Source organism: Bacillus sp. NTK034, from assembly GCF_017303275.1.
Lineage (GTDB): Bacteria > Bacillota > Bacilli > Bacillales > Cytobacillaceae > Cytobacillus.
The window spans coordinates 1-17,537 of record NZ_JAFKOJ010000015.1; the positions used below are offsets into that span (position 1 = coordinate 1).

Consider the following 17,537-nt stretch of genomic DNA (forward strand, 5'->3'; position numbering starts at 1 on the left):
CTCCATATAAGAGTTGATTAAGCTCATAAGTTGTCTTTTCAAAAAAGACTAAAGAATTAACGTTGACGTTTTTGTTCGTTCAGTTTTCAAAGATCAATCCGCCGCTCAGAAGCGACTTTATTAATATATCACGTGTCAGCTTCGACGTCAACAACTTTTTTTAAGTTGTTTTTATTCGTGCTATCGGTCATCAGCGACGTTTATTAATATACCAAGATACAAATAACAAGTCAACAGCTTTTTTGTATTTTTTTCTTCAGTACAAATATACATTACCCCTTCTTTTCATGATGGTGCCGGGAACGCATGTATTTAAGGCAATCTGCTGGTGTCGCCATACGCTGAAATAATGAAAATAAAATTTTATATCGTTCTTCCATGGCTCTTTTGACAATGTGGTCGATCCTGTCATCTTTTAAATCGAATAATATTTCGTCCATTTCCCTTTTAATGAGATACTCCATTTCTTTTAGCTCTTTCTGATTTAATAACATTCCAATCATTTTGATGGCCTCCAGTGAATTTTTCAATTTGTTTTCTGTAGTATTTTTCCATTTAAGATTTTTTATGAGCGAATTTTTTATACATGGAAGAGACAAGTTCAGCATAGGTATGGATTAGGAAGGTATCGGACGAGGTGAATTGTTATGAACTTTTTTTATGTATTGAATGGTAAGTCACTAAAACAAATTTCGCTTGTTGTCATTGCATCATTTTTCACGGCTTGGTTCCTCTATATGCAGAGCATAGTCCATTTGCCTGCTTTTTCAGCCAAAGACGGGCCTAAAGCGATATACAAAGGGGAAAAGGATTTAGCCCTCACCTTTAATATTGGATGGGGGGATGTAAAAGCAGAGACCATACTGGATACTCTCAAAAAAGAGAATGTTAAATCTGCGACTTTTTTTCTGGCTGGCTCCTGGGCCGAACGCCATCCGGATTTAGTTTCAAGAATTGTGAAAGAAGGGTACGAGATTGGAATTCTGGGCTATGGCTATGAAGATTATACAGAGCTTGAAGAAGATAAGATCAGGAGAGACCTTGCAAAGGCGCAGGAAGCATTTAGAAAGCTGAATATTAAAGACATTAAGCTTGTACGTGCCCCGACAGGACATTTTGACAAAAAAACGTTAAAGGTTGCTGATAGGATGGGCTATACCGTTGTCCATTGGAGTGTTGATTCAAAGGATTGGACCAATCCGGGTGCAGAGAGGATTGCAGAAAATGTAGCAAAGGCTAAAAAAGGAGATATCGTACTTCTTCATGCATCCGATTCTGCAAAACAAACAGCCAAAGCTCTTCCGCTCATTTTAGACGATATAGAATCCAAAGGGCTCAAATTCGTTTCCGTTTCGGAAATGATTGCAAATGCTGAGACGAAGACAAGTGAAATAAAATAAACAAAACAAAGCCATCCGTTACTTGGATGGCTTTTGAGCTATATTGCTTCTTTGTTTTTGAGAATCTTTATTTAGTTTATGAAGGATAAGCAGCTGATAGGTGTTGCAGACTAGTAATGGGAACAGCATTAGATATAGCCAGCTTTCCTCATTTACCCTTAAAACCGGCACCCACTCAATGGCAGTTACAACCACCATAAAGAATACTGCAGGAATAAATGCATGCTGATTAGTCTGTCTGGCTTTAATTGCTGCAACCACAAGCGCGACTATAAGAAGAAATGCCGCTAAGCCAATATACGGAAGCATGCTGTCCCCTTCGCCCGCAAAAGCCTTATAGCGGAAATAAACCAAGTCAAACAAAGTAAATAAAATAAGAACAATCTGAATAGGATTCCACAATCCTTTAAAAATACCCAGCCCAAAGCGGTGTACTGTCAAATAAGCAAAGAAGCCCATTTGACTAATGATACTGAATATTAATCCTACACCTATAAGCCAGAAGAATACCGACAGAATCTCAAGGAAATCGAAGTCAGTAAAAATAGGCGCAAATTCATCCCAGCGCACAATAAATCCGACAACCCCAGTTGTTAATCCGCCAACTAAAAGAGTCGATATAAAAAGCTTTACCCAATTACGGCTTGTCAATTTATTTTTCCCCCATAATAAATAAATTCATTCTTTATGATTGTACCAACCAAAGTTTGAAAAATCTAGGCATTGTATTTCCAGCGCATAATATTTGCTGAATTTCTTCATTCTAAAGGTAAGGACACCTCTGAAAGGAGCTTCACCATGATAAAAAAATTCCGTTTGCTCCTTCCATTAGCGCTAGTGTTTTTCATATCAGGCTGCGGCCAAGGTGAAACGGGCAGCGGCCAAATGGATTATGAGCAAACTAAAAAAATGGTTGTAGATATATTAAAGACCGATGAAGGAAAAAAGGCGCTCGAAGAATTGATGGCTGATGAAAAAATGCAGCAAAAGATGGTCATGGACCAAAAGGTAGTAGCCGATACCATTGAAAAAACCTTAACCTCTGATAAAGGTACAGAGTTTTGGAAGAAGTCCTTTGATGATCCAAAGTTTGCCGAAAGCATGGCAAAAAGTATGCAGAAAGAAAATGAACAGCTATTAAAAGATCTAATGAAAGACCCTGAATATCGGGGAATGATGATAGAAGTACTTAAAGATCCCGAACTCGAAAAAGAAGTTACGGATGTCCTTAAAAGCAAGGAATATCGGGAGCATATACAGAAAGTAATGACCGAGACATTTGAAAGCCCGCTTTTTAAAGCGAAAATTCAGGACATCCTTCTGAAAGCAGCAGAGGAAACGAAAAGCGGTCAGCAAGGCGGTGAAGAAAGCGGCGGTGAAGGCGGCGGCCAGGGTGCAGACCAAGGCGGTGGCGGTGGCGGCCAGGGAGGCGGAGCATAACTCCTTTAAAAATAAAACCTCTTCCAATTCGGAAGAGGTTTCTTTCATTACTTACTTTCAATTGATTGGATAACTTTGCGGGCGATATCTGTATAAATCTGTCCGAGCTTATGGTCTTCATCATAAATGGACGGAGCGAAGTCTTCTTCATTCCAATCAGGCTGCTGAAGAGGCAGCTGGCCAAGTACTTCTGTCCGCAGTTCCTCAGCAAGCTTTTCACCGCCGCCTTGACCAAATACGTGCTCTCTTTCACCAGTCAATTGGCTCTCGAAGTAGGCCATGTTCTCAATAACACCCAGGATCTCATGCTCAGTTCGAAGTGCCATAGCACCAGCTCTCGCAGCAACAAATGCGGCTGTAGGATGCGGAGTTGTCACAACGATCTCCTTGCAGGATGGGAGCATTGTGTGCACATCCAGGGCCACATCCCCTGTACCCGGAGGCAAATCAAGAAGAAGATAATCCAAATCGCCCCATTCTACTTCATTGAAGAAGCTGTTCAGCATTTTGCCAAGCATCGGGCCCCTCCAGATAATTGGTGCATTATCTTCTACAAAGAAGCCCATTGAGATCACTTTTACTCCAAAGCGTTCAACCGGCAGAATTCGTTCTCCTCTGACCACGGGGCGCTTTGTAATGCCCATCATATCAGGAACACTGAATCCATAAATATCGGCATCGATCAGGCCGACCTTTTTCCCTAACCTTGCCAGGGATACAGCCAGGTTTACAGATACAGTGGATTTACCGACCCCTCCTTTTCCGCTGGCAATGGCAATAAACTCAGTTTTATTTCCAGGAGAAAGCAGGCCTTTGTCTTCTTCAGACGCTGCCTCTCTATATTGTGAAAGCACTTCATCAGGAAGCTCGCTGAAGCGTATGCCAACGGTTGCGGCTCCTGCTTCTTTTAAAAGATTGACGACTTGAGTCTGAAGCTGAAGCTGTTCAGCTGTACCTGTCTTGGCGATTTGAATCTTGACGCTGACATGACTCTTTTCTTCCTTTATTTTGATTTCTTCAATGGCGTTAAGTTCACCCAATGTTCTATGTATAAATGGTTCCTGCAAGCCGCTTAAAGCTTCTTTGACTTTCTGTTCAGTTAACATACATTGCACCCGCCTTCTGTATTCGTTTCCATTTTAGTATAACATATTGAATATTCTATACTGTTAATTCTATCACACCAGAAATACATTCACTATTTCCCTGCATCAATAAAAAGAAAAGGCACTTTCTCAGCACCTTTTCATTCCCATGTTTCAGTCAGTTCTTTTTCATTGGTATAGTAGCGCATGATTCCATTGTAGATGGAGGCGGCTATTTTATCCTGATATTCATCAGTTTTCAAATTAGCCCGTTCCCCCGGATTTGATAAGAATCCCACTTCTACTAAGACACCTGGCTTTTTGGCGTATTTTAAAATGAATACATTGTTTAAAGGCTTCGAGTTCCGCTTTGTATTCTCCAGGTTGCGTCGGAGTTCGTCCTGTATGAACTTTGCAGCTTTGGCATTTTCCTTAATCCCCGGTGCATAGAAAGTCTGCGCTCCGCTCCACCTGGGGGAAGGAATTGAATTTAAATGAATGCTGACATAAAAATCAGAATTAGAAGTATTGATCATTTCAAGCCGTTTCTTCAGGTCTTCTACTTTTCTCCGGCTGTAACCCCTGGTTCCCTCTGGTGCGAGGTCTCTGTCTTCCTCCCTCGTCATCAGCACAAGAGCTCCCTGCTCCTGGAGGTAATCCCTTACTTTTAATGATACATCCAATGCGATATCTTTCTCGAGTGCTCCTTCATCGCCTGCCCCGCCATCCGGACCGCCATGGCCGGGATCAAGCAAGATAATCTTTCCTGTTAAAGGCAGATTCCACGAATCCCAGGAATCATCATCCGTAAAGTCATATTGCAAAATAAGAAAAAGGACGATAAGCCCGATCGCAAACCCGCCTATTTTTAATTTTTTCTTCATATGTCCCAATCAGTCCCCTCCTGCTTATCCTCATTTCAATATATGGGACAAGATGGAGATCTAGAACTTTGATCAGGACACCCCTTTTAACATTGCACTTTTCAGTGGAGACGCAATTTATGCCTTCTCTCCCCTTTATTGAATCCTTCCGACCACCAGCTGCTTACATATTGCTCACACATATAATAAAGGGATTCGCTCATTACCGCTTCCGAACCATGACCCCAATAAAGGAAAAAGTTATATAATGTATCCACTAAATGCTTATACTCTTTTTCACATCTATGGCGGACCTGATCCAGCGATTCGCCATAGCTCCCAAAACGGCTGTAGTTAGCCCCGAGCAAATAAGCTTCAATCGCTACATCATAGCAGGCCTCCTCAATTCCGGCATTCATCATCAGACCGGAGACAAATCTGGAAGAGCCAAAAAATTTCTGTACTTTCTCTTTTAACGCTTTTATCGAAATTTCCCGAAGGACGGATTTTTCATATTTGATCTGCTTTTCTCTTTTTTTCTCTTTGAACGTCGTTATGACTGTCACTGCTTTCTCACCCCTTTAAGATAGTCTTTATCTGCAGTCGGTGAGAAATTCAAAAATGAGCAGTGATTGGACTGCCAATTTTTTATTTTGGCAGGATGCGAATGAATTGTCTTGATGGGCACCTCACGAGCTTGAGCATCTCAAAGATCTTTAAACGATTAACCCAATCAGCCACTCAACTCGGTTTATCTAAAACATCTATTACTTAAAAAGCGGCAGGGATCCATAATAACTCGAACATTAAATAAACAGTTCCTTGTAATTCCAGAAGGCTGAGTTATTGTACATGTCACTGTAGTTGAACCTAGAGGAAAGAATGATCCAGGTGCCGGATTGCAAACAATAAAATCCCCTGGATTTGCAATAGGCTGTGTGTAATTCACAAATGCCCCACGCTGGCCAGGATCATTGAAAACTGAAATGTCTGGCGGGCAGGAAAATTGTATGGCTAAACTATGTGCACGACCTCCGGAAATTTCTAAGACATTTTCAATCCCGCTCACCTGGACAGGCACATTGCTGGTACCGCCAGTTGTCCCGTCCCCCAATTGGCCAAAACTGTTATCACCCCAAGTTCTGGAGGTTCCATCTGAAAGTATGGAAAGACTGTGATTATCACCGGCTGCAATGGCAACTGCATCGCTGATCCCTATAACGAATATCGGGGTATTCCTGTTTATATTTGAACCATTTCCAAGCTGACCTTCCACGTTTCTTCCCCAGGCCATAATCCTTCCATCTGACCTAAGAGCCACGCTGTGGTCCCTGCCAGCTGCAATGGCTACCGCATCATCCAGATCATCAATCTCTGCTGGTACCACTTGATCTACATTATCCCCTGTCCCTAGCTGGCCATCTTCGTTCCCGCCCCAAGCAAGGCCTGTTCCATTTGCACGAAGAGCCAGACTATGAACCCTTCCGGCTGCAATGGCGATAAGGTCAGACGGTACCGGTACAATAATCTCAACAGGAGTATTACTGTTAATTGTACTCTCGTCCCCTAATTGGCCCCTATCATTGCTGCCCCATGCCTCTAACCCCCCGTCTCTGCGAAGGGCAAGGCTATGATCATTTCCTGCGGCTATCATCCTGGCATTAGTAATTCCGTTTACCCTGACAGGGATATTGCTGTTAATATTTGTTCCGTTCCCAAGCTGGCCTTCCAGGTTTCGTCCCCATGCCCTAATGGTCCCATCTGCGAGAAGAGCGAGACTATGCTGTTCGCCAGCTGAAATGGCAACTGCATCTGATATCCCTCTTACACGCACTGGTACATTTCGACTGGTGTTTGAACCGTCCCCCAGTGGCCCAAAATCATTGCTTCCCCATGCCCTAATGGTTCCATCTGCAAGGAGGGCAAGACTATGATTCCCTCTTCCAGATACAGCAATTGCACTGTCAAGATTCCTCACTGGAACTGGAATCGCTCTGCTGCCCCCGAATCTGCCGATCCCAAGCTGGCCAAAATTATTATCTCCCCAAGCCAAAGTTCTGCTCATTTATTATTCCGGTCTCCTTTCATGCACAAAAAAAATTTGATAAAAGCATAAGGGATTTCCTTATTTTGTATAATATGTATACCGAACAAGCTATGTCGGCCCAATTTTTTTACTAATCAACTGCAATTTCCATATGAAAAGCCTCAGCTAATAGCTGAGGCTTTTCATAAATATGCGATTACCTAATTTGCCCGTTTCCAGTCATCAAATATTTTCGGGTTGTTAATGCCGGCAGCCCCATCGGCCCTCTCGCATGGAGCTTCTGTGTGGAAATGCCGATTTCAGCTCCAAAGCCAAGAGCTCCTCCATCTGTGAATCTCGTCGAAGCATTATGGTACAGCGCCGCAGCATCTGTAAGCTGCATGAACTTTTTGGCTGTTTCCCCATTTTCGGTAATAATCGCCTCTGAATGCCTTGTGCCATATTGATCAATATGATCGATGGCCTGTTCAAGACTATTCACGGTTTTTACAGCTAAGTCCAGGCTTAAATATTCATTGGCCCAATCGCTGCCATCTGCGGGTACCACATCAGGCAATGCAGCTGCTGCAGAGTCATCACCATGTACAGTTATCCCGTGTTTCTTCAGAGCTTCTGCAAGCAATTCTTTATGCTGATCCATCCATGCTTCATGTACAATCAGCGTTTCTGCCGCATTGCAGACTGCGGGACGGTCGGTTTTGGCATTAATCAGGATACTGATCGCTTTTTCCGGATCTGCTTGCTTATCTACATAGATATGGCAGTTCCCAACTCCTGTTTCGAGTACAGGCACCGTCGCATTCTCAACCACTGCTTTAATGAGGGATGCGCCGCCTCTCGGAATTAAGACATCAATATGCTCTTTCATGGTGAACAGCTGCTTTGTTGCTTCTCTGTCTGCTGTGGCAATGAATTGGACAGCTTGTTTAGGTATCTTCGTATTTTCAAGAGCATCATGAATAATCTTTACTATAGCCTGATTCGAATTCAGTGCTGATGATCCGCCTTTTAAGACAATGGCATTTCCTGATTTCAAAGCAAGACCTGCCGCATCGGCAGTTACATTAGGTCTTGCTTCATAGATCATGCCGATGACACCAAGCGGAACACGGACCTCCTCCACCTTAAGCCCATTATCCAACGTCCAGCTAGACATGACATCTCCAATTGGATCGGGAAGTTCAGCTACCTGGCGAAGGCCATCTGCAAATTCATAAACCCGCTCCTTCGATAATGACAGCCGATCCATATATGCCTCTTCGAATCCTTTTTCCCTGCCATTTTCAAGATCGGCCATATTAGCTGCAAGAATCGATTCACATCCAGTCTCCAGCGCATCTGCAACTGTATAGAGTGCTTCGTTCTTTTCTTCAGTTGTTAAAACACTTAATGTTTTGGCAGCCTTCCTGGCCTTTTTTGCCTGTTCTTCTACATTATTGATCTTTACTGCTGATGCAGTAGCCATTGAATCCCTCCTAAAAAGTTTAAACAAGTGCCGGCAGCTTAAAGTCGCGGGAACATACAAACGTTTCCTGAGCAATGGCCGGTTCCAGCTCTTCACCTGCTGTATGGTTACCTAACTGTTCGTTTGAATAATTAATGCGGCCGAGGCCGATTTCTTTACCCTCTTCATCCATAATGCGGACGACCGCACCATCCTTAAATCGCCCTTTGACCTCCTGAATATCAGAGCAGTACAGGTTTTCTTGATGATCCACAATCGCTTCTATCCCATGGGAGCTGATGGTCACCTTGCCTTCAGGGCCTGAGTGGAATGCAATCCACTGTTTCTGATTATCCAGATTGAATGCATCCGGTTCCGGGTTGAAGTAGGTTCCTTTCGCCCTGCCTTCCACAGCTTCCATTAAGATATGTTCTGTACCTGCTTTTCCTAAAAAGGAATCAATTCCCGCAGCCATTGCAATTTTCACTGCCTGGATTTTTGACTTCATGCCGCCTGTTCCTACAGCACTTCCAGATCCTCCAGCAGCAGCTTCAATTTCAGGTGTAATGCTGTGAACCCTCTCCAGAAGACTTGCACCAGGATTGTCATTGGGGTTGCTATCATAGAGACCGTCAATGTCTGATAAAATAATCAATAAATCAGCATCGATCAGACCGGCCACTTTTGCCGCCAGGGTATCATTGTCCCCGAAGCGTAAACGGTCGACCGTAACCGTGTCATTTTCATTTATAATCGGGATGATTCCACGCTCAAGCAGCACATTCATGGTGTTATGCATGTTGCCATAACGCTTTTCATCGGAGAAATCGCTTCTGGTAATTAAGATTTGTGAAGCGACATACCCATGAGATAAAAAGAGTTCTGAGTAAGATTCCATTAATAGACCCTGGCCAATTGAAGCAGCAGCCTGTTTTTCCGGAAGGGAAGAAGGACGGTCAAGGCAGCCGAGCTTCCGATAGCCTGCAGCTACAGCACCTGATGACACGACAGCTGTTTCATAGCCAGCATCCTTCAGCTCGACAATTTGCTCTGCAAATTTTTCAAGCTTTCTGCGGCTGATCTCCCCATGCATGCTTGTTAGTGAGCTGCTTCCGATCTTAATAACAACTCTTTTTATCTGCTTTTCTTTACTCAACATCCAATACCTCCTGTGAACTTATAAATCCCATCTCCCTTAGGAAGTGACAAGGGCGCCTTCCAATTCTTCGCTGATCTCCTTTGAACGTTTGGCGGCATGCTCCACTGCCTGTGTGATGGCTTCGCCTCCATTGTATCTCCTTAAAGCTTCGAGCCCTGAAGCAGTTGTGCCATTTGGCGAGGTCACTTTCTCTCTAAGAGAAGTTGGAGCTTCTTCCTTTTCAAGCACCATCTTAGCTGCTCCAAAAATCGTCTGGGCGACAATTTTTCGTACAGTCTCTTCATCCATGCCTTTTTGCACCCCTACCCGCTCCATATTTTCCATCAGATAATAAAAGTAAGCAGGACCGCTTCCGGCTAATCCCGTAAAAACATCCATCTGGTCTTCATCGATGATATACACTTCCCCCATGCATTCGAGCAATTCCTTAACCAATTCCACATTAGCCAAGCTGGTATTCTTGCCTGCCACGACAGCCGTTGCAGATTCCTGAATCATGCTTGAAGTATTCGGCATCACACGTACAACCTGCTGTCCCGGATTTAAATGGTCTTCCATGAACTCAGTTGTAATACCTGCCAAAACTGAAAGAACCACCTGGCCGGGATTTAATTTATCTTTAATCGATCGCAGGGCTTCCTCTGCACCTTTTGGTTTCATGGCTAAAATGAATAAATCGATCTGCTCAAATGGAAGCTCGCTTTGCGGCATCGCACTCACATTATAATTATCATGAATCTCTTCCAGTCTGTCTGCATTGCTCCTATTCGTTACAAATACTCGATCAGGTGACATTTTCTCAGCTGTCATGACTCCCGAAATCATTGATTCCGCCATTGACCCTGCTCCTAAAAAAGCAATATTTTTATTAGCTAACATGGACATCCTCCTTAAAATAAACAAACTGTTCGTATAACCGTTCGTATTTCATCAACGTTATCTATCGTAACATGCTCAAATACATATTCAAGGGTATTGGGGAAAGACAGGAGGATATGGGCGAGATAGTGAATGAAAACGCTAACATCATTGGCCTAAGATTCACTGAGGCTCTCTCAGCGTGAATAATCCTCTCTCAGGCCGATATTTGCAATAAAATAATTTCCAATTTGTCATAAGTGTACAAAAAAGGCCCGGTCAACCGGCTGAGCAGTACGGAATAAAAAAGCCTCAGATAAATAAAATAAGAAATAAAAAAACTCCCAACCAAAACGGTTGAGAGCCTTTGAAGTGTTGATGATTAACGCTTTGAGAACTGAGGAGCACGACGAGCACCTTTAAGACCGTATTTCTTACGCTCTTTCATACGTGCGTCACGAGTTAATAGTCCTGCGCGCTTTAATGTTGGACGGAATTCTGGATCTGCTTGAAGCAATGCACGAGCGATGCCGTGGCGGATTGCGCCAGCTTGACCAGTGTATCCACCGCCGTTTACATTTACAAGAATGTCGTAGCTGTTAACAGTTTCAGTAGCTACAAGCGGCTGTTTTACAACTTCACGTAAAGCTGCAAAAGGAATGTAATCTGTGATTTCACGACCATTGATGATGATTTTACCGTCGCCTGGAACTAAACGAACACGTGCAACGGAGCTCTTACGACGACCAGTACCAATATATTGAACCTGTGCCAAGTTAATAACCTCCCTAAAAATTATCCACGAAGTTCGTAAACTTCAGGTTGTTGTGCTTGGTGCTTATGTTCGCTACCAGCATATACGTGTAATTTCTTGAACATTTGACGACCAAGAGAGTTCTTTGGAAGCATGCCTTTGATTGCAAGCTCAAGCATTCTCTCAGGGTAGTTTGTACGCATTTCAAGAGCAGTTCTTGTTTTTAGACCGCCTGGGTGCATGCTGTGACGGTAGTAGATCTTGTCAGTAAGCTTTTTCCCAGTAAGTTCGATTTTTGAAGCATTGATAAGAATTACATGATCACCAGTATCAACATGTGGTGTATAAGTTGGTTTATGTTTACCACGTAGAATTGATGCAACTTCACTAGCAAGACGACCAAGAGTTTTGCCTTCAGCATCAATCACGTACCATTTACGTTCGATATTGTTTGAATTCGCCATAAACGTTGTACGCATCAGTTTTCCCTCCTAATAATTCCATTCATAATCATTTTTTGGTTTATCTATTCGACACAATAAGTTCCGGGGCTTATCGTGGTTTTAATAATAATACCATATGCTATAATATAACTTTGACAGTCCAATGTCAAGCGAATGTTACACCTGGTTTAGTTGTTTTAAAATCTTTTTTTATATGAGTTTGGCTTTACAACGCGCCCTCGCGGTTCCTCAATTGTTTTTTCCAAAATTTTAATAAAAAACTTTCCACAAATATAAACCTTGGGGAGGCGCTGTTTTTCCGGCAGCTGATCTGTTTTTTTCTTTAAGAACAGATGGCATGGAATCGGGGTCTCTTTCCCCTGAGCCAACTTCAAGCAGTGTGCCGGCCAGGATGCGGACCATATTATATAAGAATCCGGTGCCTCTAAAGCGGAAGATGAGCATATCCTCTTTTTCGTGCACCTCTATCTCCTGTAGTTCCCTGACCTTATCCTCCACTTCCGTCTTAGCGGAGCAGAAGCTTGTAAAATCATGTGTCCCTATTAAATCCGCTGCCGCTTGTTTGATAGCATCCGTATTTAAGGGATAGGGGTACTGATAGGCATAATGCCGTTTAAAAGGGTCTCTCCTGGATGAGCGATGCACGAAGTAACGATATTCCTTCCCTTTCGCATCAAAACGGACATGAAAGTCATCAGGCACTGTCTCAGCCCCTACTATGGCCACCTCATCCGGCAGCAGGGAATTAAGGGCGATTTCCCATTTTTCAATAGGAATATTCAAAGGGGAATCGAAATGGATCACCTGGCCCTTTGCATGGACACCCGCATCAGTTCTGCCTGAGGCTGTGACCTTGATGTCTTCTCCTTTATGAAGCTTCTTTAAGGCCCTCTCCAGCTCTCCTTGAACAGTCCGCTTGCCAGGCTGCACCTGATAGCCTGCGAAATGGGTGCCGTCATACGTTATAATACATTTAAATCTTTGCATAAGGTCACCTCATTACGCCCTCAGCAGGATTAACACCAGAGTCAGGACTGCAAGCATTGCCAGCATTGCCGTATCCTTCAGACCCCAGTTAAGCTGCCTGTATTTCGTTCTGCCTTCTCCGCCTCTATAGCCGCGTGACTCCATCGCTACAGCAAGCTCCTCAGCCCGTTTAAACGAACTGACAAACAAAGGGATTAAGAGAGGAATAATGGCTTTAATACGTTCTTTAATCGGGCCGCTTGAAAAATCGACTCCCCTGGCTGTCTGAGCTTTCATGATTTTATCCGTTTCCTGCATAAGTGTCGGGATAAAGCGTAGAGAAATAGACATCATTAACGCCAGTTCATGCACCGGAAACTTGATTTTATTCAATGGAGCCAGCAGGCTTTCCAGACCATCCGTTATTTCAATCGGAGTCGTTGTCAAAGTCAGAATGGAAGTCATCAGAATGAGCAGGAAGAAGCGCAATGATATGAAAATCCCCTGTCTCAAACCTTCCTCATAGATTGTAATCCATCCAAAACGGAAGAGGACTTCACCCTCTTTTGTCAAAAACAAGTGAAGGAATAATGTAAAAATAACAAGCAGAAGGACCGGCTTTAGCCCTGTATAAATAAACCGGATTGGCACCTTCGATAAAGCAATCATCAAAAAGGTGTAAACCGTCAGTAAGCCGTATGTCAGCATATTATTTGCCAGGAAGACAATGCACACGAATAAGAAAATAAGGACTAGCTTAGAACGGGGATCCATCCTGTGCAGGACAGACTCTGCCGGAACATAGCGCCCAAAAATCATTTTATCCATCATTTTGGCGTCCCCCTTTTCATCGCAGCAGCAATCTCATCCGTCAGCTCATCCATGGTCAGACATGTCTTAGAGAAACGGATGTTAAGTGATTTTTCCATTTTAAGCTGAAAACGGACAACCTCCGGAACATCGAGGCCAAGCTTCAGCAAGCCTTCCGGAGAAGAAAAGATTTCTTTAGGCGTTCCTTTTCTGTACACTTCACCGTTGTGCATGATGACAATCTGATCAGCATAGCGGGAGGCGTCCTCCATGCTATGTGTCACGAGCACTGTCGATAGCCCTCTTGTACCATGCAGGCTGTAGAACATATCCATGATTTCTTTTCTGCCCCGAGGGTCAAGCCCTGCAGTAGGCTCATCCAGGACAATGACATCAGGCTCCATTGCCAGCACTCCGGCTATCGCCACCCGTCTCATTTGGCCGCCTGACAGGTCAAATGGGGACTTGTGTAAAATTTCCTCCGGCAGGCCAACCTGGCTTATGGCCGCTCTTGCTCTTTTTTTGGCTTCCTCTTCTGACACTCCGAAGTTCATCGGACCAAAGCATATATCTTTCTCGACTGTTTCCTCAAACAGCTGATGCTCAGGAAATTGAAACACGATGCCGACCCTTTGGCGGATTTCCTTCAGGGTTTTTTGTTTCTTTTGCGAGGTGATCAGACGCTCTCCAATCACTACCTGGCCTTCTGTCGGTTTAAGCAGGGCATTTAAATGCTGGAGGACAGTCGATTTGCCTGATCCGGTATGCCCGATGATTGCCAGAAACGTGCCTGATGGAATATCAATGGAAACATCCTTTATGGCGAGTCGTTCAAATGGCGTATTGACCTGATACCGGTATTCTACATTTTGGAGTGAGATGTCCATAATTCTTCCACCAACTCTTCTTCAGATAAATAATGCCTTGTTAGCTGCAATCCTTTTTCTCTTAATATCTTGCTTAGCTTCACAGGAAAAGGAATATCCAGGCCCAGCTTTACAAGCTCTTCATCCATTTGAAAGATTTCCTCAGGTGAACCTTCCCGATATAACTGTCCTCTGTTCATAACCACGATGCGATCAGCCTTTGCAGCTTCCTCCAAATCATGTGTGATGGAGATGACTGTCATATGATAGTCCTGCTTCAGCTCTCTGACGGTTTCAAGCACCTCTTCACGCCCTCTTGGATCAAGCATGGAGGTTGACTCGTCCAGAATTATAATGTCCGGCCTTAGGGCGATGACGCCGGCAATGGCCACCCTTTGTTTCTGGCCGCCAGATAGATGGTGCGGCTCTTGATTAAGAAATTGTTCCATTTTGACTTTCTCCAGTGATTGCGCAACACGCTGAACCATGTCATTTCTTTCAATTCCATGGTTTTCTAAACCAAAAGCCACATCATCCTGTACAGTCGTTCCGACAAACTGGTTATCCGGATTCTGAAAAACCATGCCGATCTTCTTTCTGGTTTCCCAGACGGTCTCTTCGGTCAATGGAATTCCGCCTACTGCAATACTGCCTTTCAGAGGAAAGTGCAGGCCATTCAGCAGTTTGGCCAGTGTTGATTTCCCCGAACCATTATGGCCAACAATAGCAAGCCATTCCCCTTTCAATATATTGAAAGAGACATTGTGCAGCGCATATCCAGCCTCTGCATCGTACTTAAACGAAACATCTTTCAATTCTACCAGCGGCTCGTTCATGTGAAGTCCTCCTCTCAGCTCTGCTTCTCTATTTCAGCTCTGCTCTAATATTTTTATCCTAATGAAAAAACCCGCCATTCTTGGCGAGCTTTAAATAGTTCGATAATAGGTTATGTTACCGGATAGCAAGCGCTGAATGATACCATTCTCCCACACTTGTAATACACAACAACATCTGGATTTCTGCTATCTAAGCTTATCGGATGCCTATTATGCCTCCCTATTAAAAGCTCATACTGACGCAGTATGGTGGTTGGTTCTTGCTATTGTATGACTGTTCAGAGACCTCGATTTCCTTATGGTTTATGAACTAACAGAATTTAAAAAAGCCTGCACCTCTTTCCGTCAGGCAGTAAAACTGCCGGGCGCAAATCTTCTTTCCGGAAGAGGTGCATGAGCTAGACAAGACAGTGTACCAAGTGAGGGGGAATCTATTACTCAACCATCCCTGTTTAATAGCTGTACATGCTCATCGTAACGCTCGTTCTTGGCCTGATATGGGCGTTTCTAACATATTAAGGAAACAGCCGGTCTTATAGAAAAAGGGCAAAGAACAAGTTCAATGAAACCGTCCCGCGCCCTTTCCTTAAAAAATTATACTAACTCGATGATTACCATTGGCGCACCGTCTCCACGACGAGGTCCAAGCTTCATAATACGAGTGTATCCGCCTTGGCGCTCTTCATAACGAGTTGCGATGTCGCTGAATAATTTTTGAACTGCATCCTGGTCAGTTTCAGCGTTGGCTACCTCATTGCGAACAAAAGCAGCTGCTTGACGGCGTGCATGCAAGTCGCCGCGCTTTCCAAGAGTGATCATTTTCTCAACAACTGAACGAAGTTCTTTTGCACGAGCTTCAGTTGTTTCGATGCGCTCATTGATGATTAGATCTGTTGCTAAGTCACGCAGCATAGCTTTACGTTGTGAGCTAGTGCGTCCTAACTTTCTGTATCCCATGAAAGTTTCCCTCCTTTGTTGAAGTCATTCAATCTGCTGAAAGCAAACATATAAAGATGATGGATCAATTCACATCAATCAATCGTCTTTACGTAAGCCCAGTCCAAGATCTTCTAATTTATGCTTTACTTCCTCAAGTGACTTTCTGCCCAAGTTACGGACCTTCATCATATCCTCTTCAGTCTTATTGGCTAATTCCTGAACAGTATTGATGCCAGCGCGCTTTAAGCAGTTGTAAGAACGTACAGATAAGTCAAGTTCTTCAATTGTCATCTCAAGTACTTTTTCTTTTTGGTCTTCTTCTTTTTCAACCATGATTTCGGCATTTTGAGCTTCATCAGTTAAACCGACAAAGATATTCAAATGCTCAGTTAAGATCTTCGCTCCAAGTGCAACCGCATCTTGAGGACCTGTACTTCCGTCAGTCCAAACATCGAATGTTAACTTATCATAGTTAGTCATTTGACCCACACGTGTATTCTCTACCTGATAAGAAATGCGAGATACTGGAGTGTAGATGGAATCGATAGGAATCACACCGATTGGCTGATCTTCTCTCTTGTTTTGGTCAGCTGGTGTATAGCCTCGTCCGCGTCTTGCAGTTAAACGCATGCGCAGGTGGGCATTCGAACCTAGGGTAGCAATATGAAGATCCGGATTAAGGATTTCAACATCGCTGTCATGAGTTACGTCAGCTGCCTTCACTACACCTTCACCCTGAACATCGATTTCCAATGTTTTTTCTTCATCAGAGTAGATTTTAAGTGCTAGTTTTTTAATGTTTAAAATGATAGATGTTACATCTTCTACGACGCCTTCAATTGTTGAGAACTCATGAAGTACCCCATCAATTTGTATCGATGTGACAGCGGCACCTGGGAGTGAGGATAAAAGGATACGACGTAAGGAGTTACCCAAAGTTGTACCATATCCACGCTCAAGTGGCTCGACGACGAACTTGCCGTATTTGGCATCATCGCTGATCTCAACCGTTTCGATTTTTGGTTTTTCTATTTCGATCATCAAAATATACCCTCCTTCAAAACGTCGAAACCCCGGCTAGCAATCTCTAACCGAAATTCCCCCATGTATACGTTCCCGTTTTGTGCACAACAACTGGAATAATTGTTCTGTATAACTAAAAATTTAGTATCATATCCCATTATAGACAAGGATACAAATTCTATACAGAAAAATTATACACGGCGGCGTTTTGGTGGACGACATCCGTTATGAGGAACTGGAGTTACGTCTCTGATAGCAGTAACTTCTAGACCAGCAGCTTGAAGAGCACGGATAGCAGCTTCACGTCCTGCACCAGGTCCTTTAACAGTTACTTCAAGGGATTTCATACCGTGTTCCTGAGAAGTTTTAGCTGCAGTTTCAGCTGCCATTTGCGCTGCGAATGGAGTAGATTTACGAGAACCTTTGAATCCAAGAGCTCCAGCACTTGACCAGGAAACAGCATTTCCATGAACATCAGTGATAGTTACGATTGTGTTATTGAAAGTAGAACGGATATGTGCAATACCTTGTTCAATATTCTTTTTCACACGACGCTTACGTGTATTAGTTTTACGAGCCATTT

The 17,537-nt window shown here is 43.6% G+C and carries 20 protein-coding genes; 2 read left to right on the forward strand and 18 right to left on the reverse strand.

What is annotated here, in order from left to right; translation table 11 throughout:
• Positions 1–272 precede the first annotated feature (272 nt).
• Positions 273–503 carry a hypothetical protein gene (locus JI665_RS26155; protein ID WP_206845653.1) on the reverse strand — a complete coding sequence of 77 codons (231 nt, stop codon included), beginning with the start codon at positions 501–503 and terminating at the stop codon, positions 273–275.
• A 144-nt stretch (positions 504–647) separates the two neighbouring features.
• Between JI665_RS26155 and pdaB the strand changes: the two genes are divergently transcribed.
• Entirely contained in the window at positions 648–1,400 is a 753-nt protein-coding gene (gene pdaB / locus JI665_RS26160; protein ID WP_206845655.1) for a polysaccharide deacetylase family sporulation protein PdaB, read from the forward strand.
• A gap of 18 nt (positions 1,401–1,418) precedes the next feature.
• Here the strand turns inward: pdaB and JI665_RS26165 are convergent, their stop codons facing one another.
• Positions 1,419–2,051, reverse strand: coding sequence for a KinB-signaling pathway activation protein (locus tag JI665_RS26165; protein ID WP_206845657.1), 633 nt, complete (start codon positions 2,049–2,051; stop codon positions 1,419–1,421).
• A 147-nt stretch (positions 2,052–2,198) separates the two neighbouring features.
• Between JI665_RS26165 and gerD the strand changes: the two genes are divergently transcribed.
• Positions 2,199–2,840 (forward strand): spore germination lipoprotein GerD, encoded by a 642-nt coding sequence (gene gerD / locus JI665_RS26170; RefSeq protein ID WP_206845658.1) that lies wholly within the window; start codon positions 2,199–2,201, stop codon positions 2,838–2,840.
• A gap of 47 nt (positions 2,841–2,887) precedes the next feature.
• Here gerD and JI665_RS26175 read toward each other — a convergent pair whose 3' ends face one another.
• The 16 genes from JI665_RS26175 to rpsK all read right to left on the reverse strand — a co-directional run bounded on the left by JI665_RS26175 (position 2,888) and on the right by rpsK (position 17,535).
• A complete protein-coding gene (locus JI665_RS26175) occupies positions 2,888–3,946 on the reverse strand; it encodes an Mrp/NBP35 family ATP-binding protein (RefSeq protein WP_206845660.1) in 1,059 nt (352 codons plus the stop codon).
• 140 nt (positions 3,947–4,086) lie between these two features.
• Positions 4,087–4,809, reverse strand: a complete 723-nt coding sequence (cwlD, locus tag JI665_RS26180; protein ID WP_206845718.1) for an N-acetylmuramoyl-L-alanine amidase CwlD — start codon at positions 4,807–4,809, stop codon at positions 4,087–4,089.
• A 101-nt stretch (positions 4,810–4,910) separates the two neighbouring features.
• Positions 4,911–5,354: a YbaK family protein gene (locus JI665_RS26185; RefSeq protein WP_206845662.1), complete on the reverse strand. Its 444-nt coding sequence runs from the start codon at positions 5,352–5,354 to the stop codon at positions 4,911–4,913.
• 185 nt (positions 5,355–5,539) lie between these two features.
• A complete protein-coding gene (locus JI665_RS26190; RefSeq protein ID WP_206845665.1) occupies positions 5,540–6,853 on the reverse strand; it encodes an HYR domain-containing protein in 1,314 nt (437 codons plus the stop codon).
• A 178-nt stretch (positions 6,854–7,031) separates the two neighbouring features.
• The gene (locus tag JI665_RS26195; RefSeq protein WP_206845667.1) at positions 7,032–8,300 is read right to left on the reverse strand and encodes a glutamate-5-semialdehyde dehydrogenase; all 1,269 of its coding nucleotides are present in this window, start codon (positions 8,298–8,300) and stop codon (positions 7,032–7,034) included.
• A 19-nt stretch (positions 8,301–8,319) separates the two neighbouring features.
• Complete coding sequence (gene proB, locus JI665_RS26200; RefSeq protein WP_206845670.1) at positions 8,320–9,438, reverse strand: glutamate 5-kinase; 1,119 nt, start codon at positions 9,436–9,438, stop codon at positions 8,320–8,322.
• Between the two features lie 36 nt (positions 9,439–9,474).
• Positions 9,475–10,317, reverse strand: coding sequence for a pyrroline-5-carboxylate reductase (gene proC / locus JI665_RS26205; protein WP_206845673.1), 843 nt, complete (start codon positions 10,315–10,317; stop codon positions 9,475–9,477).
• 361 nt (positions 10,318–10,678) lie between these two features.
• Positions 10,679–11,071: a 30S ribosomal protein S9 gene (gene rpsI, locus JI665_RS26210; RefSeq protein ID WP_009336614.1), complete on the reverse strand. Its 393-nt coding sequence runs from the start codon at positions 11,069–11,071 to the stop codon at positions 10,679–10,681.
• 20 nt (positions 11,072–11,091) lie between these two features.
• Positions 11,092–11,529: a 50S ribosomal protein L13 gene (gene rplM, locus JI665_RS26215; protein ID WP_009336613.1), complete on the reverse strand. Its 438-nt coding sequence runs from the start codon at positions 11,527–11,529 to the stop codon at positions 11,092–11,094.
• A gap of 234 nt (positions 11,530–11,763) precedes the next feature.
• A complete protein-coding gene (truA, locus tag JI665_RS26220; RefSeq protein WP_206845675.1) occupies positions 11,764–12,501 on the reverse strand; it encodes a tRNA pseudouridine(38-40) synthase TruA in 738 nt (245 codons plus the stop codon).
• Between the two features lie 12 nt (positions 12,502–12,513).
• Positions 12,514–13,311 (reverse strand): energy-coupling factor transporter transmembrane component T family protein, encoded by a 798-nt coding sequence (locus JI665_RS26225; protein ID WP_206845677.1) that lies wholly within the window; start codon positions 13,309–13,311, stop codon positions 12,514–12,516.
• The gene (locus JI665_RS26230) at positions 13,308–14,177 is read right to left on the reverse strand and encodes an energy-coupling factor ABC transporter ATP-binding protein (protein ID WP_206845679.1); all 870 of its coding nucleotides are present in this window, start codon (positions 14,175–14,177) and stop codon (positions 13,308–13,310) included. Before JI665_RS26230 ends, JI665_RS26225 begins: the two co-directional genes overlap by 4 nt.
• Complete coding sequence (locus JI665_RS26235) at positions 14,153–14,992, reverse strand: energy-coupling factor ABC transporter ATP-binding protein (protein ID WP_206845682.1); 840 nt, start codon at positions 14,990–14,992, stop codon at positions 14,153–14,155. The genes JI665_RS26230 and JI665_RS26235 overlap by 25 nt, the downstream gene beginning before the upstream one ends.
• Positions 14,993–15,586: 594 nt before the next feature.
• Complete coding sequence (gene rplQ, locus JI665_RS26240; RefSeq protein WP_009336608.1) at positions 15,587–15,949, reverse strand: 50S ribosomal protein L17; 363 nt, start codon at positions 15,947–15,949, stop codon at positions 15,587–15,589.
• A gap of 78 nt (positions 15,950–16,027) precedes the next feature.
• On the reverse strand, positions 16,028–16,972 hold the full coding sequence (locus JI665_RS26245; RefSeq protein ID WP_009336607.1) for a DNA-directed RNA polymerase subunit alpha: 945 nt from the start codon (positions 16,970–16,972) through the stop codon (positions 16,028–16,030).
• Between the two features lie 173 nt (positions 16,973–17,145).
• Positions 17,146–17,535, reverse strand: a complete 390-nt coding sequence (gene rpsK / locus JI665_RS26250; RefSeq protein WP_009336606.1) for a 30S ribosomal protein S11 — start codon at positions 17,533–17,535, stop codon at positions 17,146–17,148.
• Positions 17,536–17,537 lie beyond the last annotated feature (2 nt).

Coding starts and splice junctions, on each gene's coding strand:
- rplM (WP_009336613.1), bottom strand. CDS start 11,529: ATGCGTACAACGTTTATGGCGAATTCAAACAATATCGAACGTAAATGG.
- JI665_RS26225 (WP_206845677.1), bottom strand. CDS start 13,311: ATGATGGATAAAATGATTTTTGGGCGCTATGTTCCGGCAGAGTCTGTC.
- JI665_RS26190 (WP_206845665.1), bottom strand. CDS start 6,853: ATGAGCAGAACTTTGGCTTGGGGAGATAATAATTTTGGCCAGCTTGGG.
- rpsK (WP_009336606.1), bottom strand. CDS start 17,535: ATGGCTCGTAAAACTAATACACGTAAGCGTCGTGTGAAAAAGAATATT.
- JI665_RS26155 (WP_206845653.1), bottom strand. CDS start 503: ATGATTGGAATGTTATTAAATCAGAAAGAGCTAAAAGAAATGGAGTAT.
- proC (WP_206845673.1), bottom strand. CDS start 10,317: ATGTTAGCTAATAAAAATATTGCTTTTTTAGGAGCAGGGTCAATGGCG.
- proB (WP_206845670.1), bottom strand. CDS start 9,438: ATGTTGAGTAAAGAAAAGCAGATAAAAAGAGTTGTTATTAAGATCGGA.
- JI665_RS26230 (WP_206845679.1), bottom strand. CDS start 14,177: ATGGACATCTCACTCCAAAATGTAGAATACCGGTATCAGGTCAATACG.
- cwlD (WP_206845718.1), bottom strand. CDS start 4,809: ATGAAGAAAAAATTAAAAATAGGCGGGTTTGCGATCGGGCTTATCGTC.
- JI665_RS26175 (WP_206845660.1), bottom strand. CDS start 3,946: ATGTTAACTGAACAGAAAGTCAAAGAAGCTTTAAGCGGCTTGCAGGAA.
- rplQ (WP_009336608.1), bottom strand. CDS start 15,949: ATGGGATACAGAAAGTTAGGACGCACTAGCTCACAACGTAAAGCTATG.
- JI665_RS26235 (WP_206845682.1), bottom strand. CDS start 14,992: ATGAACGAGCCGCTGGTAGAATTGAAAGATGTTTCGTTTAAGTACGAT.
- pdaB (WP_206845655.1), top strand. CDS start 648: ATGAACTTTTTTTATGTATTGAATGGTAAGTCACTAAAACAAATTTCG.
- gerD (WP_206845658.1), top strand. CDS start 2,199: ATGATAAAAAAATTCCGTTTGCTCCTTCCATTAGCGCTAGTGTTTTTC.
- truA (WP_206845675.1), bottom strand. CDS start 12,501: ATGCAAAGATTTAAATGTATTATAACGTATGACGGCACCCATTTCGCA.
- JI665_RS26245 (WP_009336607.1), bottom strand. CDS start 16,972: ATGATCGAAATAGAAAAACCAAAAATCGAAACGGTTGAGATCAGCGAT.
- JI665_RS26195 (WP_206845667.1), bottom strand. CDS start 8,300: ATGGCTACTGCATCAGCAGTAAAGATCAATAATGTAGAAGAACAGGCA.